The sequence below is a fragment of the Pseudoalteromonas sp. AS71 genome (assembly GCF_038900275.1).
GTDB lineage: Bacteria > Pseudomonadota > Gammaproteobacteria > Enterobacterales > Alteromonadaceae > Pseudoalteromonas.
Genome location: NZ_JBBMQZ010000016.1, coordinates 38,761 through 64,795, shown reverse-complemented (window position 1 = coordinate 64,795; position 26,035 = coordinate 38,761). Strand labels below are relative to the sequence as shown.

Annotated in this window: 25 protein-coding genes and 1 tRNA gene; 16 read left to right on the top strand and 10 right to left on the bottom strand. The window is 38.0% G+C overall.

What is annotated here, in order from left to right; translation table 11 throughout:
* Positions 1 to 2: 2 nt before the first annotated feature.
* Positions 3 to 1,271, bottom strand: a complete 1,269-nt coding sequence (locus WNY98_RS13200) for an EAL domain-containing protein (RefSeq protein ID WP_342878099.1) — start codon at positions 1,269 to 1,271, stop codon at positions 3 to 5.
* A gap of 154 nt (positions 1,272 to 1,425) precedes the next feature.
* Between WNY98_RS13200 and WNY98_RS13195 the strand changes: the two genes are divergently transcribed.
* The 3 genes from WNY98_RS13195 to WNY98_RS13185 all read left to right on the top strand — a co-directional run bounded on the left by WNY98_RS13195 (position 1,426) and on the right by WNY98_RS13185 (position 3,760).
* Entirely contained in the window at positions 1,426 to 2,175 is a 750-nt protein-coding gene (locus tag WNY98_RS13195) for a transporter substrate-binding domain-containing protein (protein WP_342878098.1), read from the top strand.
* Between the two features lie 78 nt (positions 2,176 to 2,253).
* Positions 2,254 to 2,820, top strand: a complete 567-nt coding sequence (locus WNY98_RS13190; RefSeq protein ID WP_002957852.1) for an alkylphosphonate utilization protein — start codon at positions 2,254 to 2,256, stop codon at positions 2,818 to 2,820.
* Between the two features lie 121 nt (positions 2,821 to 2,941).
* A complete protein-coding gene (locus tag WNY98_RS13185) occupies positions 2,942 to 3,760 on the top strand; it encodes an META domain-containing protein (protein ID WP_342878097.1) in 819 nt (272 codons plus the stop codon).
* Positions 3,761 to 3,865: 105 nt separating this feature from the next.
* Here the strand turns inward: WNY98_RS13185 and rlmJ are convergent, their stop codons facing one another.
* Entirely contained in the window at positions 3,866 to 4,705 is an 840-nt protein-coding gene (gene rlmJ, locus WNY98_RS13180; RefSeq protein ID WP_342878096.1) for a 23S rRNA (adenine(2030)-N(6))-methyltransferase RlmJ, read from the bottom strand.
* 238 nt (positions 4,706 to 4,943) lie between these two features.
* On the opposite strand from rlmJ, the gene WNY98_RS13175 reads away from it, so the two are divergent.
* From WNY98_RS13175 to WNY98_RS13140, 8 genes are all read left to right on the top strand, one after another.
* Entirely contained in the window at positions 4,944 to 5,174 is a 231-nt protein-coding gene (locus WNY98_RS13175; protein ID WP_007586448.1) for a hypothetical protein, read from the top strand.
* Positions 5,174 to 5,479: a cell division protein ZapA gene (locus tag WNY98_RS13170; RefSeq protein WP_002957856.1), complete on the top strand. Its 306-nt coding sequence runs from the start codon at positions 5,174 to 5,176 to the stop codon at positions 5,477 to 5,479. Before WNY98_RS13175 ends, WNY98_RS13170 begins: the two co-directional genes overlap by 1 nt.
* Positions 5,480 to 5,542: 63 nt before the next feature.
* Complete coding sequence (locus WNY98_RS13165) at positions 5,543 to 6,565, top strand: MBL fold metallo-hydrolase (RefSeq protein ID WP_342878095.1); 1,023 nt, start codon at positions 5,543 to 5,545, stop codon at positions 6,563 to 6,565.
* A gap of 55 nt (positions 6,566 to 6,620) precedes the next feature.
* Positions 6,621 to 8,090: a LysM peptidoglycan-binding domain-containing protein gene (locus tag WNY98_RS13160; RefSeq protein ID WP_342878094.1), complete on the top strand. Its 1,470-nt coding sequence runs from the start codon at positions 6,621 to 6,623 to the stop codon at positions 8,088 to 8,090.
* Positions 8,091 to 8,156: 66 nt separating this feature from the next.
* On the top strand, positions 8,157 to 8,645 hold the full coding sequence (locus WNY98_RS13155; protein WP_007586440.1) for a peptidylprolyl isomerase: 489 nt from the start codon (positions 8,157 to 8,159) through the stop codon (positions 8,643 to 8,645).
* A 21-nt stretch (positions 8,646 to 8,666) separates the two neighbouring features.
* Entirely contained in the window at positions 8,667 to 9,395 is a 729-nt protein-coding gene (locus WNY98_RS13150) for an SDR family oxidoreductase (RefSeq protein ID WP_342878093.1), read from the top strand.
* 24 nt (positions 9,396 to 9,419) lie between these two features.
* Positions 9,420 to 10,259, top strand: coding sequence for an amidohydrolase family protein (locus WNY98_RS13145; RefSeq protein WP_342878092.1), 840 nt, complete (start codon positions 9,420 to 9,422; stop codon positions 10,257 to 10,259).
* A 49-nt stretch (positions 10,260 to 10,308) separates the two neighbouring features.
* Positions 10,309 to 10,680: a hypothetical protein gene (locus WNY98_RS13140; RefSeq protein WP_024600210.1), complete on the top strand. Its 372-nt coding sequence runs from the start codon at positions 10,309 to 10,311 to the stop codon at positions 10,678 to 10,680.
* An 89-nt stretch (positions 10,681 to 10,769) separates the two neighbouring features.
* On the opposite strand, the gene WNY98_RS13135 is transcribed toward WNY98_RS13140, so the two are convergent.
* From WNY98_RS13135 to WNY98_RS13120, 4 genes are all read right to left on the bottom strand, one after another.
* A complete protein-coding gene (locus WNY98_RS13135) occupies positions 10,770 to 11,945 on the bottom strand; it encodes a mandelate racemase/muconate lactonizing enzyme family protein (RefSeq protein WP_077536801.1) in 1,176 nt (391 codons plus the stop codon).
* 26 nt (positions 11,946 to 11,971) lie between these two features.
* Entirely contained in the window at positions 11,972 to 12,739 is a 768-nt protein-coding gene (locus WNY98_RS13130) for a class II aldolase/adducin family protein (protein WP_024600211.1), read from the bottom strand.
* Positions 12,740 to 12,903: 164 nt separating this feature from the next.
* On the bottom strand, positions 12,904 to 13,227 hold the full coding sequence (locus WNY98_RS13125; RefSeq protein WP_024600212.1) for a c-type cytochrome: 324 nt from the start codon (positions 13,225 to 13,227) through the stop codon (positions 12,904 to 12,906).
* A gap of 183 nt (positions 13,228 to 13,410) precedes the next feature.
* Complete coding sequence (locus WNY98_RS13120; RefSeq protein WP_002957867.1) at positions 13,411 to 13,950, bottom strand: DUF2058 domain-containing protein; 540 nt, start codon at positions 13,948 to 13,950, stop codon at positions 13,411 to 13,413.
* Between the two features lie 198 nt (positions 13,951 to 14,148).
* Between WNY98_RS13120 and WNY98_RS13115 the strand changes: the two genes are divergently transcribed.
* Entirely contained in the window at positions 14,149 to 15,297 is a 1,149-nt protein-coding gene (locus tag WNY98_RS13115) for an MFS transporter (protein ID WP_024600213.1), read from the top strand.
* Here WNY98_RS13115 and WNY98_RS13110 read toward each other — a convergent pair.
* On the bottom strand, positions 15,264 to 15,764 hold the full coding sequence (locus tag WNY98_RS13110) for a prolyl-tRNA synthetase associated domain-containing protein (RefSeq protein ID WP_342875258.1): 501 nt from the start codon (positions 15,762 to 15,764) through the stop codon (positions 15,264 to 15,266). The two genes, WNY98_RS13115 and WNY98_RS13110, sit on opposite strands and share 34 nt — an antisense overlap.
* Before the next feature lies 1 nt (position 15,765).
* Positions 15,766 to 16,161 carry a hypothetical protein gene (locus WNY98_RS13105; RefSeq protein ID WP_024600215.1) on the bottom strand — a complete coding sequence of 132 codons (396 nt, stop codon included), beginning with the start codon at positions 16,159 to 16,161 and terminating at the stop codon, positions 15,766 to 15,768.
* A gap of 166 nt (positions 16,162 to 16,327) precedes the next feature.
* On the opposite strand from WNY98_RS13105, the gene WNY98_RS13100 reads away from it, so the two are divergent.
* The 4 genes from WNY98_RS13100 (at position 16,328) to WNY98_RS13085 (ending at position 23,330) form a co-directional block, all read left to right on the top strand.
* Positions 16,328 to 16,403 (top strand) — tRNA-Ala (locus WNY98_RS13100).
* Between the two features lie 179 nt (positions 16,404 to 16,582).
* Positions 16,583 to 17,845, top strand: a complete 1,263-nt coding sequence (locus WNY98_RS13095; protein WP_342878091.1) for an extracellular solute-binding protein — start codon at positions 16,583 to 16,585, stop codon at positions 17,843 to 17,845.
* Positions 17,845 to 21,063, top strand: a complete 3,219-nt coding sequence (locus tag WNY98_RS13090) for a response regulator (RefSeq protein WP_342878090.1) — start codon at positions 17,845 to 17,847, stop codon at positions 21,061 to 21,063. The genes WNY98_RS13095 and WNY98_RS13090 overlap by 1 nt, the downstream gene beginning before the upstream one ends.
* Before the next feature lie 59 nt (positions 21,064 to 21,122).
* Positions 21,123 to 23,330 (top strand): EAL domain-containing protein, encoded by a 2,208-nt coding sequence (locus WNY98_RS13085; RefSeq protein WP_294119799.1) that lies wholly within the window; start codon positions 21,123 to 21,125, stop codon positions 23,328 to 23,330.
* A gap of 71 nt (positions 23,331 to 23,401) precedes the next feature.
* On the opposite strand, the gene WNY98_RS13080 is transcribed toward WNY98_RS13085, so the two are convergent.
* The gene (locus WNY98_RS13080; RefSeq protein WP_342878089.1) at positions 23,402 to 24,649 is read right to left on the bottom strand and encodes a glutamate-5-semialdehyde dehydrogenase; all 1,248 of its coding nucleotides are present in this window, start codon (positions 24,647 to 24,649) and stop codon (positions 23,402 to 23,404) included.
* Positions 24,646 to 25,752, bottom strand: coding sequence for a glutamate 5-kinase (gene proB, locus WNY98_RS13075; protein WP_010554355.1), 1,107 nt, complete (start codon positions 25,750 to 25,752; stop codon positions 24,646 to 24,648). The genes WNY98_RS13080 and proB overlap by 4 nt, the downstream gene beginning before the upstream one ends.
* Between the last annotated feature and the right edge of the window lie 283 nt (positions 25,753 to 26,035).

Sequence of the window (26,035 nt, the reverse complement as noted above, 5' to 3'; positions counted from 1 at the left end):
ACTTAATCACCAGCCACAACTTCAATAACATCATCACTATAAAGCATCGATTCTAAAACAAAGCTATAAACTTTCTCAATAGAGATTTGCGGGTTTACCTGCTTAAGTTTATAACTCGCAATTACCCAGTCTTTTTCTTGTATTGCTTTAGCAAGTAACAAACAATCACCGAGCACACCAGTGTGAGCTAATAATGCATTGTTTATAGCAACATCAAGTGCAAACTCTTTTACAATAACGCTTAATTCTATATCTAAAATAGCATCAAGCATCGAAAACAAGCCCACCAAATAACCTTGCTGCGCCAACTCAACATTTTGCTCGCTTAAAATTAGCTCCATTAATCTTGCACGAATAAGAGCATACTTAGTAAGCTCTGTTGGCTTATCAATTCCCAAATCACTTAATGCTAAAACCCGTACAAACTGACGTATTGTATCCTCACCCAAATAAACAACAGCTTGAGAAATAGATGTTATTACTAAATTACTATTACCAGAGCGTGCATTCGCCAGTTTTAAAATACGTGCTGTAATACCTATATCTCGAGCTACTCGTTGGTGTATTTCTTCAAAACATAAAGAGTCTTTAGAAGTGCATTTTAGTAAATCAAATACTGTAACTTTAGAGGGATCAACGCTGTTATACGTTAGCATCTCAGGGCGTGAAAAAAAGAACCCTTGAAAGTAATCACATCCGGCGCCTTTGAGCGTCAAAAATTGCTCATGGGTTTCTATACGCTCAACAATCACCTTACATTTAGGGTAATTACGTTTGAGTTTTTTAACACGCATATTTGTTTTGATGATGGCTTCATCAACTTCTATTTTTATATAATCAACTAGCGCTAATAATGGTTCCCACTTAATATCGCCATCGTAATCATCTAATGCAAAAATATAACCTTCTTTTTTTAATGCCTGCACACGCCTTGCAATAGCCGTTATATTAACTGCACGCTCTACGATTTCAATAACCGCAGTTTCTGGTTTTAATAATTTAGGGAAGTCATCTAGCAGTGCATCAGTTGATAAATTAATAAATGCTCGATGGTTAGCGGTTAATTTTTCAATTCCAACTAACATTAGTGTATTAAAAAATAAGCGACTCGTTGCCTTTTCGTCGCTCATGCCAACCGGAAACGCATTATTTGATGAATCTCTATATAGCAACTCATATGCAAAAACGCCTTTAGCAGCATCAAAAATAGGCTGCCTAGCTACATATTGTGTAATAACCGGTTGTCCAGGCAATTTTTTTGAGGGTTTCAATATATATAACCTTTATAAGACGCTTTAATGCTAACCATTAATATAAGCTGCATAGAATATACATAGTATAAATATACTATTCGTTACAAAAAAACTATAATACTTAACACTAAAGTTATAGTTTCACTAAATTTAAACCTATTAAGGAAAGCATTTGATTAACTTAAAAGGGCTATTAATAGCCTGCTTGTTATTATTCTCTTTTCCTATATTAGCTGAATTAAATAACCCAGCTTTAAAATATAACATTACTTCATCAGGGAACTACTACCCTTATTATACAAATAACCCTGTAGAGCCTGGTGTACTGCCAGAAATTATCGAAAAAATACTTAGTGATGCAGATATATCAGCATCGCACGTAAACCTACCAACAAAACGAATTACAAAATACCTTCAAGATGAAGTAATTGATTTTGACGTTATTACACTTAAATGGTTACCCGAAAGTGAGCGAAACAACCCTCAATATATTTTTTCTGAGCCATTAGTTAATGCGACAGAAATAGTTGTAAGTCTATCTGAAAACATTAATAACTGGCAAAACGCTAATAGTTTATATAATAAAAACGTAGGCACTGTTTTAGGTTACTACTATCACAACGATAATTTATTTAATCGCATAGATTTTCCTTCTGAAAAAGAACTTATGATTGCACTTGCCCGCAAACGAGTCGATGTAGCAATTATTGGAAAACTACCCGCTTTACATTGGTCTAAACAATTAAATGTTGATATTGCTTTTGGTCCGCAGTATTCACATGGCTTATTAAAAGTACGCTTATTGAGCAAACATAAAGCTTTATTGCCAGCAATTAACAAAGCTATTAAAAACCTCCATAGCAGCGGCTTCATTCAGCAAGTTGCCGATAAATATATGGCAAATATACCCACACAAAATTAAGGGACTAATGGCGCAGAGCTCGTGTTTTGGAGTATAATAGCAGCAAATGTTAACTCGACCAGAACCAGAAAGAGCCCCATGAGTATTGAAAAAGCCTTAATCGAACGTAGTAGTAATCAATGTGAATTGTGTGCAGCCACCGAGAACTTATCTGTTTATGAAGTACCACCGGTAACTGAAACCCACTCAGATAAATGTATTTACACATGTCAAACATGTAAAGATCAAATCGAGAATAACAGCGAAATAACGCCTACACATTGGCACTGTTTAAACGATAGCATGTGGAGCCAAACTCCTGCAGTACAAGTTGTAGCTTACAGAATGCTTTCGCGTTTAGCGCCTGATAATGGCTGGGCACAAGATGCGCTAGACATGATTTACCTTGAAGAAGACACGCTAACGTGGGCTAAAAAAGCACTTGCCGAAGATGACGATTTAAAGCATGTAGATAGCAACGGTGTAGTACTTCAAGCAGGCGATACTGTTACCCTAATTAAAGACTTAGATGTTAAAGGCAGTAGCCTTACCGCTAAACGTGGAACAGCTGTTCGTAATATTGGCCTAACCAGCAACCCTGAACATATTGAAGGGCGAGTTGACGGCCAGCGCATTGTTATTTTAACTAAGTTTGTTAAAAAATAATCGTTTGTTTTTAATTATTAAAGGCGCTAATGCGCCTTTTTTTATGTTTAAAATAAGTTAAGGAATGATTAAGTAACTAGGTAATACACTAAGGACATAATATTGAGTAAGGATAACCAACATGGAAAAGCATCAAGCAGTATCTTCGCGTAAAAAAGCAGCTGCAGGGATTGGCTTATTGGCGCTTAGCGCTTTTGCAGTAACTGGCTGCGGTGAGCAAACTAAGCCAACTGAAAATACAGAGCAAGCAAAAGCAATATCTACCCTAACTATTCAAGTTAGCTATAAAGATCGCAGTATGCTTCGCCCTGGCTCGCAATTAATAGTTACGCTTTCCAATGTATCTAAAATGGATGTAAAAGCTGATATAATCACACAAGAAGTGATTGATGTTACACAAGCCCCGCCATTTACCGTTGAGCTAATTTATGATGCCAGCAAAATTAGCGATAAACATCGCTATAGCCTAAGCGCCAGAATTATAAATAAAGACAAAGTGCTTTACACAAGTACAACAAATCACGACCCGTTTACAGAATCACAGTTAACTACCCCCTATAAAATTGAGCTTTCAAAAGTGTCGACTCAAAAACCCGATGTAACACTCACAAATACTTACTGGAAAGCAATAACAATAAATGCTCAAACTGTGAATGTTACAACTAAAGAACCGTTCATTCAGTTCAATAAAGACCACCGCGTTAATGGCTTTTTAGGCTGTAATAATTTTAGCGGAAGCTATAGTACCGAGCAGCAAACAATTACACTTAGTCAGCTAGCAAGTACAAAAAAGATGTGCTCGGATAATATGAGCCAAGAAGCGGCTATGTCTGACGTACTTAGCAAAACTTCAAAGTGGGAAATAACAGGTGAATCACTAAAACTTAAAAACAGTCGCGGTAATACGCTTGCTACTTTTAGTGCGGTTTATTTTAATTAATATTTAGCTCCCTTATATATATTACCTAACACATTCGTACTGATTTTAAATAAAATGCCCAGCAAAGCTGGGCATTTTATTATTCGTTATAAGCGCTATTTAAAGTTACTCATCAACGAGTTGCTCACTTCTGTAAAAACCACTTGGCTCACTTAACAAACTAACAAGTTCAGGCATTATTGCATCCATTGTTTGCTTTAGCTTCCACGGAGGATTAATTACAATCATGCCCGATGCTGTCATACCATGTACGTCAGTATCCGCTTCAGTGCCTAATTCAAATAACTGAATGTTGCGCATTCCTGAGTCAATTAAGCCCTGTTCCATATTATCAATGCGCTCTCTGTCTACAACCGGATACCAAATCATGTAAGTACCTGTAGCAAAACGCTGATGAGCTTTAACTAAGGTTTTTACAACCGTTTCGTAGTCATCTTTAATTTCGTATGGAGGGTCAATTAACACACACGCTCTGCGAGATGCTGGTGGTAATAAACCAACTAAACCTGCAAAACCATCCTCTCCACGCACACGAATAGATCGCTTACCTTTCATGTTTTCTTCAAGCAATAATAAATCGCGCGGGTGCAGTTCAAAAAACCAACCCTTATCTTGGCGGCGCAAAAAATGCTCTGCAATTTTTGGTGAACCTGGATAAAACGCAAGTTCGTCAGTGTCGTTAAATGACTTAATTAATTCAATGTATTCATTAAGCTCAGCATGCTCACTTTTATGTTGCCAAAGTTTTTCAATACCATCTTGATACTCTTGCGTTTTTTGCGCGTCGGCAGCTGCAAGTTCAAAAAAGCCAGCACCTGAATGTGTGTCTATATAATCAAGCGGTTTATCTTTAATTGTTTGATAATTTAGCACTTGTGCCAGTACTAAATGTTTAAGTACATCGGCAGGATTACCCGCATGAAATGAGTGTCTGTAACTAAGCATTATTTATTTTCGCCATACGCAATTTAATATCGTAAGTGAACCATAAGCACTAGGCTTTGGCAACTTACACCAAGATAAGAGAGTGTTTAAGTGAACCATTTCTGAATGAAAAAGCTCATATGCTGAATTATCCCTTAATGAAGAAGAAAAATCAGCTAAAACCACCGTAAATGCTGGCAAATCAACACACTTTGCTTTACATTTGCATGACATTAATTACAGTTATATGAGCGCCTTTATGAATAACACTACTCTTCAACAACTCGAACAACTGATCGATTCTTTAATCGAACGTAATAACCAATTACAAACAGATGTTGTTACTTTAAAAGAACAGAACACTAAACTAAGCGATGACAACGAATTGCTACAACTTGAAGCTTTAGAAAATGAAGAAAAGCAAAAAGATGCCAGCACTACTTTATCTGGTCTTCTTGATAAGTTACAAAGCGCACAACAGGCTAGCTAATGTCTGAGCTGCAAAACCAGCGGGTCACTGTTGAGTTGCTAGGTAAAGAGCAGCAATTTGCTTGCCCTGAAGGGCAGGAAGATGCATTAATAGCAGCAGCTAAAAATCTAAATGACTTAGTTGAGCAAATGAAGCAACGCTCAACCGTTAGAAACGATCAAAAAGCCCTACTAATGGCAGCATTAAACTTAAGCCACGAATTGCTAGAAGCAAAAACACAGGCTACAGTTGAACAACAGCATCAAGACCAATTGATTGATAAACTCAGTCAGCATTTGGCAAATGACCCCAAACACCAAAAATAAAAAGCGCATACTGCGCTTTTTGTTTATTATTAAAGTAATTAAACATCAGCGTAGAGATAATAAATGAAGTTAAAAATTTCAAACATAGCCTCTTCATGTAAGCACTTACTATTAGCATGCACTTTATTATCAATAGTACCTAGCACCTATGCTGCCGTCACTTGGAATACAATAAACCCTCATATTCAGTTTTTAAAGCAACAAGACAAGCTTCGCTTTTACGACTCTAACCAAGTATTAATTGAAGGCGAAACATGCGCCATACTTGTTGATACGAGCGCCAATTTTGCCGCAGTTGAACAACTTGCTGAAGATTTAAAGAAGCGCCTTAAAACACCCTTATGCTATTTAGTGGCTACCCACTACCATGACGATCACTTGCTAGGTATGGCGGTTATGCAAAATTTTTATCCAAGTGCTAAGCTCATTGTTCATCAGCAGGTAAATAAAAATTTTAACCTTTATCAAACAGCATATACCGACAAACTAGACACATATGAAAAGAGCATTGAGCTGAGCTACCAACGATTAGCGAATGTGCCCAAAGAAGAGCAAGCTAAATGGCGAAATAAGTTAGAACTTGCAAAAAAACGACTTTTTCGCTGGCAGGAGTATCAGCTTAGCAAACCCAAAATAGTAATTGATAGTCGTAAAGTTATCGACCTTGGTGATTTTGAGGTAACGCTTGAGCCTCAGCAAGCCCATACTAACGGCGATTTAACTATTACTACTAATAATGGCAGTGTGCTGATTGGTGGCGATATCGTTGACTGGCTTCCTTACCCTGGACACGGTGAACTTAAAAGTTGGCAAGCGTTGCTTAAGCAATATATTAACGACGAAAAGCTCACTATTATTTTACCTGGGCACGGCGGTACATTAACAAAAGAGCAGCTGAAACAGCCACTATCATTTTTAACAGCTATAACAGAGCACGTTAAAAACAATAAAGATCAAAGTATTGAGCAGTTAATGCTGTCGTTTCCTGAATCAGTTATTGAGCCTTATAAACAAGAAGCGCTTAATATAAAATCGAGCAACTTCTTTTTACAAGCTGGCCTAAATCGCGCAAAAAGCGCAGAATAACTCAACACAACGGATTGTGTTAAAATAATAAAAGGAATTTACAAAAGTGATCACTATGCGCAGTTTGGTTTTATGTTGTTTGGGTATTCTGTTATTTGGTTGTCAATCAACGGAGCAAGAACCACTAGAAGCTCCACAAATATTTACTCATTTTGAGCCTGACTATACTTATGATACTGATGATGAAGTAGCTCAAACGCCGCAAGTTAGTGAGCACGTTACGCCACTTCAATTCAAAAAAACAATCGTAAAAAAGCGCCCACCAAAAACCACCGATCTGTGGGTGCATATAGCCAACAATCTACACTTTACGGTTTATCAAAATCGCGCGTTAAAAAAGCGTATCAACTGGTACGCTAAGCAACCTAACTACTTACAAACTGTGAGCAAACGCGCAGCGCCTTACCTGTATCACATCGTAAAAAAAATTGAACAAAAACAATTACCTATGGAGCTCGTTTTACTACCATTTGTAGAAAGCGATTTTAGACCAACGATAGCCTCATCACAGCAAGCTGTTGGTGTTTGGCAGTTAGTTGGCGCAACAGCGCATCACTTTGGAGTTAAGTCAGACCAATGGTACGACGGCCGCCAAGACGTACTTGCTTCAACCGATGCTGCACTTGATTACTTAAGCTACTTACATAAACGCTTTGATGGTAATTGGCTACATGCTTTGGCTGCTTATAACAGTGGTGAGGGGCGCGTTAAACGCGCAATCGAAAAAAACAAAAAACGCGGTAAAAGCACCGATTACTGGTCACTAAGTCTACCAAAAGAAACCGCCGACTACGTACCCAAGTTACTCGCTTTAAGCTATTTAGTTAAGCACCCACAAAAGGGCATTAAACGCCCAAAGCTTGCATATAAGCCATTTACCACACAAATGAACATAGGCCAGCAGTTCGATTTTTCAGTCATCGCTAAGCTCTCTGGTATAGGTTCAAAGCAGTTACACGCGATTAATCAGGGATATTTAAAAAATCAAAGCTCACCTAACGGGCCGCATACTTTACTGCTTCCTATAGGACAAGAGGCTTTATTAAAAAGTCAGTTTTTTAAATCAAATTTTGCTGGAGAGTACATCGTTAAACAAAACGACACGCTTTACGGTATCGCCAGACGTTTTAATATGTCGGTAAAAGCTTTAAAACAACTTAATAACAAAAATAATAATTTAATCGGCGTTGGAGAAAAGTTATTAGTTGGACAACCTAAAACCCTGCCAAGCACATTAACTGTTGATTACAAAATTAGCCCTTATTTAGAACACCAAGAGATTGCGATTCCCACCATTGAAATAGATTACGAAGTTAAGTCGGGCGATAGCCTTTGGAGTATAAGTCAACTTTACGATGTACCCCATAGCGACTTGGCAAAATGGAACAAACTCTCTGCATCAAGTATTTTAAAGCCTGGCACTCAATTAGTACTGTTTATACCACAGGCTGAAAAGCAAAAAGCAGCCCCAACAAAAAAAGATTTTCTGCTAAATTTACAAAAAACACTAAATCAGCCACGTTAAGTTTATAAACAAGTATATTTCGCGTAAAATTGCGCCCTAACATAGTTATTATTTGAAGAGACAAGCATGCAAATTAGCAAAAATTCAGCGGTTGAATTTCATTACACCCTTAGTGAAGCGGGCGAGCAAATTGAAAGTAGCACAAATGAAGCGCCACTTACTTATATTCATGGCAGCGAAGGCATGCTTCCTGGTTTAGAAAAAGCACTTGAAGGTAAAGAAGCAGGCGAAAAATTTAGTGTAACTCTAGAGCCAAGTGAATCATACGGCGAGCGTGTTGATGACTTAATTCAACGCATCCCGTTAAAGCATCTACAAGGCGACGTTAAAGTATGGAAACCAGGTATGACAGCAATGGTTAGCTCTAACCAAGGTCGTCATCAGGTTACTATAGTTAAGGTTGGTCGTTTTAACGCAGATTGTGATTTAAACCACCCATTTGCTGGTAAAACGCTAACGTTTGACGTTGAAGTTATATCGGTACGTGAAGCAACAAGTGAAGAAGTTTCTCACGGACACGTGCACGCTGAAGGCGGCTGTGGTCACTCTCACTAGTTAGCAATAAAGGAAGTAAGTATGTCTAAAGTTGCAGTAGTTACAGGTGGCACAAAAGGTATTGGCCTAGCCGTAGTAAAGCGTTTGCTAAACAATGGCTATGAAGTACATAACCTTGATATAGAGCTAAGCGAAATCGGTATATTTCATCAGTGTGATGTAAGTGATGTATCGGCGGTACGCAACTGTATCAACGCTATCTGTGAACAAAGCCAACGTATTGATGTACTTGTTTCTAATGCTGGAAAACACTTAAGCGCAAATATAGAAAGCACCGACGAGCAAACTCTCGATGCACTTTTTGCGCTTAATGTTAAAGGCGCTTATGCCGCTGTACAAAGCGTATTGCCAAGCATGAAAGCGCAAAATAGCGGCGCTATTATATTAGTCGCATCCGATCAAGCAATTATAGGTAAGCAAAACTCTTTTGCGTATAACCTAACAAAACATGCCCTTGCCTCAATGGCCAAAACAACGGCGCTTGATTACGCGAGCTTTAATATCAGAGTAAATGCGGTATGCCCTGGCACAATAGAAACCCCGCTATTTCATAACGCGATAGATGCGTACTGTGCAAAAAGTGGCGCAAACAAAGCTGAAATAGTTGCCGAGGAAGCAAGTCTGCAACCGCTTAACCGATTAGGTCAAGCCGACGAAGTTGCTGCTCTTGTGAGCTTTTTAGCAAGCGACGATGCCAGCTTTATTACTGGCAGCCTACAAAGCATAGACGGTGGCTACACTGCACAATGAAGACTGTTCAATGAGTAATGCGCAATGAGCCTAAAAATTATTGACCCACACGTACACTTTTTTAATTTAGTAGAAGGTCAATACTCATGGCTACAAGGCGCTAACCCACCAGCATGGCCAAATTTAGAAAAAATAAAACAGCCAGTAAGTGCACAGCAACTTATTAAAAGTACTGACTTTGAACTCGTAGGGCTTGTTCATATAGAAGCTGGGTTTGATAACACCTCCCCTATTAACGAGTTAAACTGGCTAAGCTTGCATTTAAAAGGTATTCCATTTAAAGCCATTAGCTACAACCAAATTGACTCATCGGCTGATGAGTTTATAAACTCGCTGGAAGCTTTAGCTCATCTGAGTTTGTGTGGCATTAGAGATATAACCGAAGGTACTGACGCAAAGCGTTTATTAGATGCTAATAGCTTTAAAAACCTAACAACATTATCAGATACCCGACTGCATTTTGAAGCTCAGTTTGATATTGAAAGTGGCGAAATAACCAAACAAATAGCTTACTACGCTAAGCAGCTACCGCAGCTTCAAATTATAATTAATCATGCAGGACTGCCAAGTAATTTAAATACTTGGCAACAAGGTGTTGAGTTACTTGCTCAGCATGACAATATTGCAATTAAGTTTTCTGGTTTTGAATTACTACAACTCACCAGCGAACAACAAGCGGCGTGTTTTAATTTTCTTTTTAATCACTTTGGCCAGCAGCGTATTATGTTTGCTAGCAACTTCCCTGTGTGCCAAGTAAATACAAGCTACAACAATCTATGGCACTGCCATAAGGCGCTATGCTCAAACGATAAGACATGGCATGACCTTAGCTATGCAAACGCTAAGCACTACTACCAAGTGTAAGTAAAACTAGTTATATTAAACTCTCTTTTTATGATAATACGGCTAATTTATGAAAATGTACTTTTTACTAATCGTTGTATTTTCAGCGTTTCTTCTCAATGGCTGCATATCGCAAAGTCCAGACCCTACACCCAAGCTGCAACATGCTCTACTGATAAAGCCGAATAAAACAGCCGTTAGCAAGGCAATTAGAACACTGGTACATATGCAAGAGACTCAATTAGCTGATGATGTATTTACTACCAGCAGCACAGTAACCATTAGCAATGTAGATGGTAATAATATTATCGACACGCAAAGTCGCAATACACCCGATCAGTTTGAATTGATGATTAAAGGCAAGCAATGCTATATACGCCACCTTGATAGTAAAGCAACTATTGAGCTTAAAGATGTCGAATGTAAAATTAACGAGTTATAACAAGCTTTACCTCCCCCCCAAGCAAGTAAAAGCCGGTAAGTGACTAATCACTTACCGGCTTTTATATAACCTAAACTCAGGTTAAAAAGTTACTTAATTTCTACACGCTGAGAACGCATGACAATCTCATCGTTTAACTCAATACCCAACCCTGGCTCTTCTGACACTTCAAAGAAACCATTTTTAGGTTGTGGATCTTGTAAACATAACTCGCGGTTCCACTTTTTAATCGCATAAGTATGGTGCTCATGAATTAAAAAGTTAGGGATAGCCGTTTCTAAGTGCAGTGATGCTGCTGTTGCAACAGGCCCGCCACATACGTGAGCTTGAATACGCACATCAAAAATATCAGCGTAATCACATACCTTTTTAGTTTCGGTAAAACCACCACATAAACCAATATCAGGTTGCAGAACATCAATACTTTGATCTTCTAAGTACGGGCGCACACCCCAGCGATTATACAAACGTTCACCACCAGCAATAGGCACAGATACTTTATCGGCTACTTTTGCGTGTAATGAATGGTTTAAGTAGTTAACTGGCTCTTCAAAATACATACAGTCAAATTCTTCTGCAATTTCACCTAGCTGAATAGCTGTTGTCACACCTGGTAAACTGTGGCATTCAAAAATAATATCCACTTCGTCGCCTACCGCTTCGCGAATAGCTTGCATGCGTGCGCGATATAACTTCATTTCAGTACGTGAAATTATTTTTGTGCGGTCGTAATAAGTATTACCGTCTTTATCGTACTGAATTGGATCTACTTTTACTGCATCGTAACCTTCGGCCATCGCTTTTAAAGCCGCTTCTGCGTATTCTTGCGGTTGTACTAGCGCTTTAAATTCGCTATCCCAATCAAACTGTAATTGCGATGCGTACGTGCGTAGTTTATCGTTAACTTTACCACCCAGTAATTGGTATACAGGTAAACCAAGCGCTTTACCTTTTATATCCCAAAGCGCGGTATCAATTGCGCTCATTGCGGCATATACAACAGGTCCGCCACCTAAGCCCCAAAAGCTCTCACGTAACATACGAGACCATAGTTTTTCTGTTTGAAATGGGTCGTGGCCGATTAAAAAGGCATCTGCCATTTCCTTAATCATAGCCGCTGCAGCACTGTGACCTAAATCGTATGCAAGGCCCGCTTCGCCAACACCACTAATACCTTCGTCAGTATGAATACGTACAAACACAGGTGTCCAAGAAGGTCTATCAGGACAGTGAATATCAAATACTTCAACGCGATTTACTTTCATTAAAATTCCTTATTAACCGCTATGGGTTATTTTGCAAAACTAGGGTCAAGTCGATACGCTTTACGTAACATCGCAGGCCACGCAAGTTGCCCGCCAGTGCTGCCACTGTGTACTACATTTGCTTGATTATAAATATTGTCGATTATAGGTTGCGGTACTTCAATAACCTCTTGCGAGCTTGATTGTAGCGCTAATTGAATTTCACACGCTCGCTGTAAATCATAAAAGCGCATAAACGCATCGCCTACCGTTGGGCCTACCGTTAAGCCACCATGATTTACCAATAACATATGGTTAGTGCTGCCTAAATCATCTTGCAGCACTTTCCGCTCGTCGTCGTTTACCGCAAGCCCTTCGTAGCCATGATAAGAAAGCGATGGCAGTGAAAACATTGAATACTGGCTAAGCGGTAATAAACCATTTTTTTGTGTAGCAACAGCGATTGTTTCTTTAGTATGAAGGTGAATAACACAATGAGCGTCTTCGCGTACCTCATGAATCGCACTGTGAATAGTAAAACCAGCTGGATTAATACTAAATGGCGTATCATCAATAATGTTACCGTCTAAGTCGACCTTTACTAAATTAGAGGCAGTTACTTCATCAAAGGTTAAACCAAACGCATTCACTAGGTAGTGATCGGTGCCAGGCAAACGTGCTGATAAATGCGTATAGATTAAATCCCCCCAACGAAAGTGCTCTACCAGTCTATAACATGCGGCTAAATCAACACGAAGTTGCCACTCTTGTGCTGATACTTTATTTTTTAAATTGAGTTGGGGTAAATCAAACATAATAAGCCTTTTAAAACGTACATTATTAACCTGTACGAACAGATGTTTAGAAGTCTAAAGCAGTCTCTATTTTATAGCAAACACCAAACAAAACAGCCACACTATTGTGTGGCTGTTTGTAAAACTAAAATACCAATTGCATTAAAATGGTATAGCTGCGTAAATTATTTTACGTTAGCTAGGTAATCTGCAATTGCTTCAAACTCTTCATCAGTTACCGTTGCAACCATTGCTTTCATAGCCATGGTCATACCGTTATTACGTGCACCTGATTTGATGTCTTTCATTTGCGCTACTAAGTAGTCTTTGTTTTGGCCGTTTAGCTTAGGATACATACCCATAATTGGTGCTTTACCTTCAGCGCCATGACAAGTTTGACAATTTTTAGCGGTATAAAGTGTGGCGCCATCGGCCGCTGCTGCATTAAACGAGAAGCTTGCGGCTAAAGTAATACCCGCGCCTAATAGTAGTGTTTTCATCTTGCTCATTGTATTTACTCTTCTTTTTTGACGGTTAGAAAAACTGTTCTATTGATTGTAGTAAACAATCAAATAAAAAGCATACGTACGAAACGACACTAGACGATCAACTTAACCAAAAACCGCTAACTCGTTTCTGTCTCACTTTTATATACTTTAGCAAATAAAAATGAGCTTACCCTTAATAAACTATTACCACACTATATCATCTGGTACTTCAAAGTCTGCGTACGGGTCATCTTCATCTTTTGGTTTGTTTTCTGGCTCTACATGAAAAACAATATACTTTTCGTCAACTTCAGCCACTTTGCGTGCTGGTTCGTCGTCTAATACGTAAAATTGCCCTTCTAGTACACAAATAGCTAAACGACCGCCCGATAACGCTTTTTGCGTTTTCTCGTTCACGTCGATATTTTTTACTTTGTTTTGATAAGTAAAATTAAATGTGCGCTCACCACGAATAGCGTCTTGGTTGTGGTGCTCTAAAATTTGTTTAACACGCGCTTCTTGTTCGCGCTGCTTTAAGCTCACTTGGCGTGTTTGGTTAAGCTCTTCAGCTTTTTTTTGCTGCTCTAGCTTGGTTTGTTGAATATGCTTTTGCAGATCACTTGGGTTGCTAGTAGCCCCTTTCTTTTGCTTTTTTTGTTGCTTACGCTTTTCTGATTTAGCAACTTTAGCATTATGCGATGTTGTTAATCCTGCTTGAAGCAATTGGTCTTGTAATGAACCCATGGCTTTGTTCCACTAAAAACTAATATTATCGCTATTTTAATCACCAACGAGTTCAAATAACAGCGCTATCGACATTAATCTAGCAAACTAGTTAAAACAAACCATGATATGACGCAAAGAGCATGGTTTTAATTATCAATTAAAAACAATTTTTAATACAATGCCACGTAACCAATCAGCAAATGTATAAGCCATATAATGCGTTTACCTCATCTACTCGTTTGCTCGGTATTTATATTTTTTGTACTTTATGCACCACAACCTCTACTTAGCCTCTTTGCGAGCGAATTTAATGTAGCCCCTGCGGTAGCTGGCAGCTTAATGACTGCAACTATGCTGCCCTTAGCCATTGCCCCGCTCGTTTACGGTTTATTTTTAGCAAAAATAAACCCACTACTTATATTACGTATTGCAATGGTGCTTTTAGGCCTTAGCTGCTTACTTTTTATTTATGTACCTAGCTTTGAGCTTTTATTATTAGTCCGATTTTTACAAGGTTTAACGCTCCCTGCAGCTTTAACCGCAATGACTAGCTATATAGGTATGAGTTATAGCGCTGATACACTTCAAAAAAATATGACCCTATATATTGGTAGCAGCATAGTTGGTGGTTACTTTGGTCGTGTGCTCGCAGCTTTGTTTAGCTACTTATGGAATTGGCAGAGCTTTTATTACGTAATTGCTTTTATGCTTATTTTTTTAGCTTTAACAATCAAACATTCTCAATTTTCGAACCCAGCAACAAAGTCTCAGCTTTCACCACTGGACTACATTAAACAGCTTAAAGAAGGCGCTGTACTTAAAGTTTACGGTGCCGTTTTTTGTATGTTTTTTTGCTTTGCTGCACTACTTAATTACTTACCGTTTATATTGCAAAACACCTTTTTAATTACCAATACTCGTGACATAGGTTTAGTTTACAGTGGTTATTTAGTTGGTGCCCTCGCCTCTATTGCTGCACCTTGGTTACTTAAAAAAGTCGCTTCGCCTTGGCATTTATTAACTGCGGTATTTAGTTTTTATAGTGTGAGTATTATTTTATTAATGAGCCACCAGCTTAGCTTATTTTTAATCGCATTTACTTTGTTTTGTGGTGCTATGTTTGTGATTCATTCAACTGCCGCACCACTCGTTAATAAAATAAGTAAAGCCCCGCCAAGTGTAACCAATGGTGGATATGTATCGTTTTATTACAGTGGTGGTGCATTGGGGTCGTTATTACCCGGTGTGGTATACCAACATCATGGGCAAACAGCGTTTATGTTTACGCTACTTGCGGTTTGCTTATGTGGTTTATCGTTAATTATGTGGGCTTATTTTGAGGGTAAAAATACAACGCGCGGTTGATGCTTTGTGTGATTAAAAAATGCTTCTAAATCAGCTTTACTAATCAACCATGTTTGGGTGTTTTCAAACGGATGACAATGAAACAAATCACCACCCCAAATATCTTGATCGACCCATAAGCTCACTTCGTTTTGCTTATCATTTAAAAGAGCCAACATAGATACACACCCAGGAGCCACTTTTAAATACGTTGCTAAGCGCTCACTCGATGCAAACCCTAAACGCGAAAGCCCTTGTTGCTTTGATAGTGCCTTTAAATCAAGTTGCTTATTGTGCGCGGTAATAACTAAAAAGTGTCGCTTACCTTCATTATCGCGTAAAAATAGGTTTTTAAGACGAGTACCAGGACGCTCAATCATAAACTCATCAGCTGCTAAGCTAGTATGTAGCGGCGGATGCTCTATTCCATCATAGTCAATATCTAGGTGCGCTAAAAGCTCTGCTAACTTAGTTTTATCCGCATACATATTACAAACAACGCCCTCTTAATTGCACGCTTAGGTCTCGCCATAAAACTTCACTTACTTCGTGTTTATTATCGCAATACTGACGCTCTTTTAACTCTTCGTTTAATAACTCAACAGCTTGATCTTCTAACTGCAATTTTAAAACACTCGATTCTTCAAAATGCTCTTGTTCAATATACTGCTTAACCTCACCACGGCTTGGTCTCTTGTTTGGACCACGGTCTAAGTTAAAGTTTTCACGATGCTTAGCTTTTACCGAAACAACATAAGCAAAAAGTTTATTGCCTTGATCATCTTGCTTTTCGTGAAACTGTTTATTATTTATTTCAAAAGGCGGCTCATCATTCGAGGCACAACCAGCGAGTAAAACCATAAGCGCCAGAACACATTTTTTCATTGTTTTTTATCGTTTTAGTTTTGAATTAAGCCGAGTCTAACAAAAATTGACGAAAACGGTGAAAATTTACGAAAAAATACTTGACCAAATTTATAAAAAAACTTAAAGTTCGTCCCGCTTGGAACTCAGCAGTCAAGCAGTTACATTATATGTAATTTAGGAATGTGGGGCTATAGCTCAGCTGGGAGAGCGCCTGCCTTGCACGCAGGAGGTCAGCAGTTCGATCCTGCTTAGCTCCACCACTTTCCTACTCTTTTTCAAATTCGTTCTACTCTTCTATTTTTCCATTGTTTTTATTATTTTTTGATACCCTACTATTCTAATTTTTCATTCTATATAATTTTAAGTTTATCCATTCAACTTGTGTCTTTACAAGTTCTTAGCTATACATAATGTCACACATTAATACTTTAGGCTTAACATGGATAACCCTAAGCGTTCAACGCTAAAAAAGCTAGCTGCTATAGGTTTAACAGCTGGTGCGATAACACATGCGCCTTATGTTTTTGCCCGAAAAAAAGTCACATTAAGAGTACTTGGTACTCATGTAACACTCCAAGAGGCTATCCGCAAGCAAGCGATGAGTGACTTAGGTATTAATATAGAATTCACTCCAGCAGGCAGCGCTGCTGTTTTGCAAAAGGCATCAATGGACCCTAGCTCCTTTGATTTATACGAACAGTGGTCAAACAGCATTAATGTGCTTTGGGATGCAGGTTCTATTCAGCCAATAGAAAAAAAGCGACTCACCTACTTTAACGAGATAAATCCACTCACTAAAACGGGAAAACTAACCGAAACTGCAAGTATTGGTGCAGGTGATGCCCCCTATAAATTATTAAATGTTCAACCCGATGGCACATTAAGCGCTCAAGAAAGCGATCATATTAGCTTTTTGCCTTATGTGCATAATGTTGACTCTTTTGGTTACAACACCGACTTTATTAAGCCCGGTATAGCATACGAAACAGAAAGCTGGAGTTGGCTGCTTGATGACGAGAACCGAGGTAAAGTAGCCATTGTAAATGCGCCTACCATTGGATTATTTGACCTAGCCCTAGCAGCACAAAGCAAAGGTCTTATAAAGTTTAACGATATAGGTGCAATGACCCGCCCAGAACTTGATAGATTGTTTAGTATATTACTCGACTTTAAACGCCAAAGTCATTTTAGTGGCTATTGGAACTCGGTCCCTGAATCGATTGAGTTTATGAAAAGTAAGCGTGCCCATATAGAAAGTATGTTTTCGCCTGCCGTCTCTGCGTTAAACAGTCAAAATATTAATGTTCGTTTTGCCGCGCCAAAAGAAGGCTACCGAGGATGGCATGGTGTTATGTGTTTATCGTCACAAACACAAAGTAGCGTAAAAGATGCAGCTTACGACTATATGAATTGGTGGCTTTCAGGCTGGCCTGGTGCATTTATTGCTCGCCAAGGTTATTACATTAGTAACCCACAACGCTCTAAACTACTTCTATCTCAGGCCGAATGGGATTACTGGTATGGTGGAAAAGCAACAAACATAGATTTATTAAATACAAATGGCGACGTAGCAGTAAAAGCGGGTGAGCAACGCAACGGCGGTAGTTACCATAAACGCTTTAGCAATGTAGCAGTATGGAATACAGTTATGCCAACCTATGACTACAGTCTACAAAAATGGTATGAGTTGATTAGCCGATAATGATAATAAATTCAATTAAATCAAAAATAATATTAGCTTTGTGTCCGCTGATTGGATTACTTCTTTTGCAAAGTTACTTGTTTAACTATTCGCAAACGACCTTACTAAACTTGCAAAAGTCGCAGCATAACGCGCTTATTCAAAGCGAAGCTGTGAATCACTTAGAAAACGATATTATCTCTTTGCAAGCGTATGCAGTCTCATTTATTGACAATGCAAATGAAAATACGATTACCAAATTTAATTTTTATTTAAATAAGGCAAATCTAAACCTTAAGCAACTAAAAACAAATACTCTACACCATCCCCTTGAATACAAAAACTCACTAATACGCCTTGGCGAGTATTTAAGTAACTACCAAGATACATTTGGCCAAGTTGTCGTAAACAGACAAAAACGCGAACATCTTTACACTACTCAGTTCAAACAGCCTATTGATGACTTACAAGTAACAATTAGTAATTTAGAGGAGTCTTCAAGCGACAGTAATAAGGTTATTTTCAACGATGTTTTACTCACAATAAGTAATTTACAACACGCAATTATAAGCTACCTCTATAAACCTAATTTTGATGAAGCACAAAATGTAAAACAAAACCTAAATCACTTACATAAAAAACTAACGAGCACCTCTGTAATAAATGAATCTCTCTCCAGTAAAACAACAAGCTTAAAACAAGCTTATAACCAACTTGTATTACTCACCCGCAGCTATACTTTTTCTGTAAATGTTGTACTAACAGGCATAGAAAACGAATTGCTGTATTTAACAAATGAAATTAAAAATATAGAAAAAAATAAACTAGCCGAAACAGAAGAGCTACTAAGTAGCCACTTAACAAAAAATACAGAACAGGCAAATATATTTGCCGTTTTAATTATGTTAATCATTTTATTTTTAAGCTATTTTATTTTCAGATCAGTTATAAAGCCGATTACTCAGCTCACTTTACTACTTAAAGATATGAATAACGAAAAGCCAGTAACTATTTCAAATAACAACCAAAATCAAACAGAAATAGCATCGGTAATAAAAGCCGCTAACGCCTTGTATCTAAAAAACAAGCAAACCAAAGAACTGCTCAACGAAACTCGTGTATTAAATACCCAAATGGAAGCAATGAATGCCGACCTAACGAGTGCTATGGAGCAAACTGATAAAGCCAATAAAACAAAAATAGATTTTGTAGCCAACATGAGTCATGAGCTTCGCACCCCAATGAATGGCATATTAGGTATGTTGCAGCTTTTACAAAGCAGCGAGCTTCCTTTAAGGCAAAAACACTATGCAGACAAAGCTTTTTCAAGCGCTCAAAATTTATTGCAGATTTTAAATAATATTCTAGATTTTTCTAAACTAGAATCGGAAAAAGTCCAGTTAGAGCAAATCCCTTTTACCTTACATACTATAGTTTCTAACGTTCAAAATTTATTCTCAACAAATGCCAAGCAAAAAGGCTTGTTATTAAACTTTACTTTACACGTTGATGCAGGGCTTGAGCTTATTGGCGACCCAATGCACTTAAGCCAAATAATAAATAACTGTGTAGGTAACGCGATTAAGTTTACTGAGCATGGTGAAATATCATTAATTATAGAAGCGACATCTCAACACGAAAAAACAATAAACCTTCGCTTTAGTATAAAAGACACGGGTATTGGGATGACGCAAGAGCAATCAAAAATTATATTCCAGTCTTTCTCGCAAGGTGATTCAAGCACAACAAGAAAATATGGTGGGACCGGTTTAGGACTCACGATAAGCAAACAATTAACTAAATTGCTAGGCGGAGATATACAAGTAAGGAGCACGATTAATCAAGGTAGCGAATTTTTCTTTACTCTACCCTTTACTTTATCTGAGCAACAAAAGCTTAAAAAACACGCCTTATTAATTAGCCCTGATAATGAGCAAATTAAAAAATTAATGCACTTGCTAAGTGATATAAATATAACAACAGAAACCACACAAGAACCATTAAGAGCCATTGCGAAAATGGCTCAACCTAATAGCCCATTTAGTATTGTAATAATGTCGATAAAAGAAAAAGAGCTCAACGATAACTTTATTTTACAACAACTGTACGCTCAAAATAAAAACGTTAATGAAAAATTGAAACTTATTTTATTAATTACCGATGAAGAGTCTCCAGAACCAATTGCAAAAAATGAAAGTATAGACATTACAATTATTGGTAATAAGAATAGTGAAGTAGAAATTTTAAGGAAGCTTTCACCTGATAACTTTAAAGAAAAGCAATTACGGCCTCATCCTAAATTCTCGGGTTTCAATGCATTGGTGGTTGACGATAATAAGATTAACCAAGAAATAGCTTCTGCCCTTTTAGCAAGGTTAGATATGGCCGTGATCATTGCTAATGATGGACATGATGCATTAGGTAAAGTAGAGACAAATGACATTGATATTATTTTTATGGATGTTCAAATGCCAGTTATGGACGGCTTAGAGGCAACAAGTATATTAAGAGAGCGGGGCTACAAAACTCCCATAATTGCAATTACAGCAGCCGCAGATCCTAATGATAAAAAAGCAGCGTTTAGAGCGGGTATGGATGACTTTTTAGTAAAACCCATTATTTTTGATGCTCTTTTCGAAAGTATAGAAAAACACCTACAAAGTAACAAACCATTAAATACAATTAATCTGCAGCTGGCAAAAGAAAACGTAGAAAACAATGATGAATTGTTAGCTAAATTATTTACTCAGTTTGTCAACGATTACAATGACTTTTCAACTAAAGCTGATATATTAATCAAAAATAGAGAGTTAGAAAGCTTAATTCGACTAGTACATACACTTAAAGGATTGGCCGGAACACTAGGCTTGGAGCTACTGCAACAAAGCACGCAAAGTATTGAGAAAAACTTAATAGATGAGAAGAGTATTAACTTATCTAGCTTTAATGAGCAATTAACTCTTACACTTTTTGCTGTAAAACAATTTTTGATAGCTGATGGCTTTAAAAAAGAGCATAAGCAACTAAATCAGTTAGAAAACGAAGACTCGGTTATTGATAATATATACTCATTAGCATTAACGGCTCGCCCTGTACCTAGCAGTTTGATTAGACAGCTAGAAATGGATCAATATGATAGAGGACACTCTTTATTTAAGCTCAAAGAAGCAATTGATCATTTTAACTACGCGTTAGTGATTGAGCTTATTGATAAGTATAGAAACGATAATAAAAATTAGGCATAACCACTAACCTGAACTAGATTTAATATTGCAAAGAACGCAAAGAAGGATAGATAGTGCATTCAAATTATCTCGCAAACAGTAATGGATTAACCACAGAGAAAAAGCATAAACCTTTAATTCTTATTGTTGATGACGAACCTAGTAATTTACACGTATTAGTTGAAGGACTTTTAACTGATTACGATGTACGTATTTCGACTAGTGGCGAACAAGCATTAGTATTTGTTGAGTCAACTCGGCCTGACTTAATTTTATTAGACATAATGATGCCAGGTATGGACGGCTACGAAGTATGCAATATACTCAAAGCGAAACAAAATACTAAAGGGATCCCTGTTATATTTGTCACTGCGCTTACCGAAGAAGAGTCTGAAGAAAAAGGCTTTGCAATGGGCGCTATTGACTACATTCATAAGCCTTACAAATTAGCACTGGTAAGAGCGCGTATTCGCACGCATATAACAGCTCAAGGGATGTTAGACCGTCTCATTGAAAAAAACTTTGACCTACACGATAAGCTTCTCGAAATAGAATCTCTAGCACAAGAACTAACCCAACGAGAAGAAGAATTAAAGCTACTTTCCTCTAAGCAACAGTTGTTTTATCAAGCTTTAACAGGCACTGCTGACGGTGTAGTAATAACTGATAGCGATGGTAAAATAATTGCCGTTAACCCTTCTTTTTGTCGAATTACAGGATACTGTGAAGCTGACTCTTTAAAAATGCAATTGCACGATATAAAGAAAAACAATCATCCTAGTATTAGTTTTGACCAAGTGTGGGGTCATGCAAGCAAAGCCGGTTACTGGAGTGGCGAACTTGTTACAAGACGAAAAAATGGCGAACTATATCCAGAGCTTTTAACACTAACAATGGTTAAAGGCGATCAAGATACTAATGTGCATTATATTGGTGTGTTTAGTGATATTTCGAGCGTTAAAGTAACACAAGAAAGAATTCACTACCTCACATGGCATGATGAGCTTACAGGTTTGCCAAACCGAAATGGCTTTTTAAAACAGTTAGAGCAGCAACTTCAGGTTTGTAGTACCGAAAATAGTTATGCCTATATTTATATTATTGACATAGACAGCTTCCACTCAATAAATGATGGATTAGGCCTACTTGCTGGCGATAACATTCTTAAAGAATTAACTAAACGAATTCATACTCATATTGATAAAAAAGATGTTATTGCCCGTTTAGGGAGCGATGAATTTGCAACACTGTGCATTGTAGATAAAGGAGTTGGTCGTGCTAGAGCACAAATAATTGCAGAACGAAAAGCTCAAGAGTTACTCATAGCAATAAATCACCCATTTATATTTAATGATCAAGAAGTAAGCTTAACGGTAAGTATTGGCACGTATATTTTTCCGCGTGAGGATCAATGGGAAAGTGCTATAGAAACAATTAGAAATTGTGAAGCGGCCTGCTACAAAGCAAAAGAAAAAGGCGGTAACAGAATCACCTTTTTCGATACTTCATTTGGCGAGCAAGCAAAACGTCGTTTTGAAATAGAGCAAGATTTACGCAAAGCAATTGCACAAAATGAGTTGTCTCTGTATTTGCAATCGCAATTTGATCGCAATCAAGAACTTAAAGGTGCTGAGGTTTTATTAAGATGGGAGCATCCCCAAAAAGGCTTTATTAGCCCTGGTGAGTTTATATCTATAGCTGAAGAGTCAGATATAATTTATGACTTAGATTGCTGGGTAACTACAAATGCGCTAGAAATATTAACGCAACTTAGTAAAACTCACCCTGAGTTAAATTTATCGATTAATGTAAGTGGTAGGCACTTTCATGAAGCGCGTTTTTTAAGCTTTATTAGCCAACAAATAAAGCAACATAGCATTAATCCTCAGCAACTCACTATTGAGATAATTGAAGGGACATTGCTTAATCATATGGAAGCGGCTATTGAGGCTGTTCACTTTCTCAAAAAGCTAGGTATTAGGGTATCTATTGATGACTTTGGTACTGGGTATTCGAGTTTAACTTATCTAAAACAATTACCCATACAGGAGCTAAAAATTGACCGCTCTTTTGTATTGGAAGCACCGACTGATAATAACGATAAGTTAATTATTGATATGATTGTAAGCTTAGGCCGTTTATTCGAGTTAGAGATTGTAGCTGAAGGCGTAGAGAACCAATCCCACTTTGATTTATTGCAGGAATATCCAGAAGTTATTCTTCAAGGCTACTATTTACATAGACCTGAACCTGCAAGCGATTGGCTTGATAAATTAAAATAACCGTTGCGTAATTTACAAACTAAAAAGCCGAGCATGAATATGCTCGGCTTTTTATAAACCTAAGTTTGCAGTTACTCGCGAACTTGGCCTACTCCATTAACTAAATACTTTTCTGTGGTCAGTGATTCAAGACCCATCGGACCGTACGCATGAAGCTTAGAGGTTGCTATACCAATCTCTGCACCTAAACCCAGTTGTGAGCCATCAGAAAAACGAGATGATGTGTTAACCATTACTACAGAAGCGTCAACACTACGCTGGAATAACTCTGCAGCAGCTGCGTTCTTAGTACAAATCACTTCAGTATGGTTGGAACCAAACTGAGCGATATGATCCACAGCAGCGCTGAAAGTTGGCACCACACGAATAGCAATTTCAAGGTCTAGGTATTCTTCACCAAATTCGTTATCGGCTAACACAGTTGCATTATCAAAATATTTAGCTGCAAAGCTGTCGGCATTTATTTTTACACCTTCTTGGCGTAATACAACTGCGCAAAGATTTAAAAACTCATCTGCAACATCTTGATGAACTACTAAGCCCTCAAGTGCATTACAAACACCCGTACGTTGCGTTTTACCGTTAAGTAGTAAGTTAAGCGCAATTTCAAGATCTGCATCTTTATCTACATATAGATGACAAACGCCTTTGTAATGCTGAATTACTGGGATCGTACTGTTTTCGGTAACAAAGTTAATTAAGCCTTCACCGCCACGTGGAATTATTAAATCAATGCTTTCACGTTGCTGCATCAATTCCATTAATAGTGCACGGTCTGGATCTGGGATCACTGAAATAAGTGATACTGGTAAGTTATGCTTTTCAAGTACGCTGTGCATTACACTTGCGATAGCTTGCGAACTTTTAAGTGCTTCTTTACCGCCACGTAAAATAACGCCATTACCTGATTTAAAACATAATGCGCCAGCGTCTGCTGTTACATTTGGGCGTGCTTCATAAATCATACACACAACGCCAAGAGGTACGCGCATTTTACGAATTTTAATGCCATTTGGACGCTCTGTGATATCACGTAGCTGACCAACAGGATCATCTAGGCTTACTATAACTTCAATGCCTTCTGCCATTGCTTCAATGCGCTCATCGTTTAGCGTTAAGCGGTCTATCATTGAGGCTGCTAAGTTATTGTCGCGTGCTGCGCTTAGGTCACTCTCGTTTTCTTTAATTATAAATGCTTTTTGCTCTCTTAGTGCCGTTGCCATTTCAACTAGTACTTGATTTTTAGTCTCGGTGTCGAGTAAAGCAAGTGTATGGGCAGCTTTAGCTGTCTGGCGTGAAATGTCCGTAATTAAGCTCATGACTTCTCCAATAATGCGATATGTTTTTCAGATATAACTGGTCCAATTGAATCCTGCATTTTTTCGCTGAATTCACTCTGTTCGTTGTCTGCAATAAAGTTTAACAAACAGCTACTATAATTTGCGGTCGCTTTAGCTAAACGCGTACCGTCTTCACTACGTACTAAAATAGTATCACCAACAGCAAATTCACCATGGACTTCCATGATTTCATCACCGCGAATACAGCCACTTTCCCCTTCCAGGGATTCATCAAATGATCCATCAACAACAACTTCACCTTGCTCGTTTGCTGTGTGTGTCATCCAATGCACAGAATCCTGCATCGGTTTTTCGTACGGTAAAAATACGCTACCAGGATTTTCCCCAGCCAGCAATTTCGTAAATGTTTCTTCTTTAAAGCCGTTTATAATATAAGTTGCTATACCATGTGACGTTGCTTTTTCTGCCGCTTCTATTTTAGTTTTCATACCACCAGTACCAACGGCACTTGTAGCACATCCTGCCATAGCATAAATAGATTCATCAATTGATTTTATTTCAGGCAGTAGCACCGCATCATCATGCAAGTTAGGGTTTTTATCATACAACCCGTCAACATCTGAGAATATTAATAAAGCATCGGCGTCGGCAGCTGCTGCAACCATTGCTGATAAGTTATCGTTATCACCCACTCTTAAGTCGTCGGTAGTTACAGCATCATTTTCATTAATGATAGGAAAAACACCATGCTCAAGCAAAGTAAACACTGTTTCGCGAATACTTTGGTAACGCTCGCGGTCACGTAAATCGCCGTGCGTTAATAATAGTTGCGCAGATGGAAAGTCAAAAAAGCGGTCCCACATGGCGATCATTTCTGTTTGGCCTGCTGCTGCCATTGCTTTTTTCATCACCACAGAGCGAGGTTTGTCTGATGGGAATAAATGCGCTCCAGCCGCTACAGAACCCGATGATACTAAAATCACCTCAATTCCACGGGCACGACAACGAACAATGAACTGTGCGATGGTTAATATGTAACGCGAACGGCAGCCATCTTGATCTGGTGCAATTAATGCACTACCTACTTTAAGTACGATACGTCGCCAATTTAACTTTTGCATAAATGCTCAACTTTCCATTTTATCTGCGCTCATCTTAATTAGACGAGCTAAAACTAAGTAGCTAGGTTTAAAACATAGCTTCGAATTTTGCTTTTCATTTAGGCAACACTTTTTTACACACACGCAAAAACCACATCTAAAACAAGAAGCTTAGATTTGAGGTCAAGTGTAAAGTAGCAACAACCCAATAATATTGAGCAGCACTAATCAAAAAATTTAAAAGTGTTGTTTATGCATCGCTGTAAAAAGCTGTGTGTGGCTTTTTTATTAACAACATGCATAG